At 66.4% G+C, this 854-nt stretch carries 1 protein-coding gene and 1 pseudogene; both read left to right on the top strand.

The window, feature by feature from the left end:
- Positions 1-215, top strand: a pseudogene (locus KVS67_RS11500) (transcriptional regulator); the annotation flags it as partial.
- Positions 216-438: 223 nt separating this feature from the next.
- Positions 439-854: DoxX family protein (locus KVS67_RS14425; RefSeq protein ID WP_368669059.1), on the top strand; the 416-nt coding region annotated here is incomplete at its 3' end.

The following is an 854-nucleotide window of genomic DNA, read 5'->3' as shown; positions in this document are numbered from 1 at the left end:
TAGCCCAGGCGGGCGATCGGCTGGATGCGCGGGATGTCGATGCGGAGTGGACCGCGATCGTCGTGCGCTACGCGGAGGTGGAGTCGGTCCGTCAGCTGCTCCAGTTCGGCGACCACATTCGCGTCACCGCACCGGCGGAGGCCATCCACCGGATCCGGGACCTGGCGACCCGGCTCCAGCAGAACCACGGATCAAGCGACATGCGGTCCTTGTAGAGTCTGACCACGGTCAACGAGTCCCGGCCGTGGAAACGAGATCTTGCCAGCGCGGCTGGCAGGCTCGAGCGAGCCAGGGTCGCATGGTCGTCGTGCCTTGTGGCCACGGGGAAACTGCGGGCTCTAGATGTACTGACCGGGGACGTTGATCGGCGGAGCCTGTACCTGGAGGGGGCGAGGGTGCGGTTTGAGCCAGCAGGGTGCCAGTCTCGGCTACAGGGGGATGGATCCGACTCGAGTGCGGGTCGATGGTCACGTTGTCCTGTCGGCGGACGGCATGGTGGACGTGATCTCTCAAAACACGAGCCGATGGGTTCCACAGTCCGCGTCCGTTCTCGATAAGTCCTTGGGGGGTGCGACTGTCGCGTGCGTGCTCGTCAACGGTTTCGAGGTCGCCGCGAAAGTCAGGGGTGCGACTTTTGTTCTCGATAACGCTAAACAGGTGGGAGTTGAGAAGTCCGCGATCCCGTACCTAGCGGCGTTAGAGGGCGCCGGTACTGCCGGTCTGGTGCTCGGCCTGGCCGGTTACCGACGAGTGGGTGTCGCGGCCGCGGTCGGCTTTGACCGTGGCCCGCCTGCGCGACCGGCTCGCGGATCTCCCCACCTCGGGCGAGATCCTCGTGGGCGGCCCGGCGGCCC

This window comes from Micrococcus sp. GbtcB5, assembly GCF_019091605.1.
GTDB lineage: Bacteria > Actinomycetota > Actinomycetes > Actinomycetales > Micrococcaceae > Micrococcus > Micrococcus luteus.
This window is presented reverse-complemented; position numbering and strand designations above follow the sequence as displayed.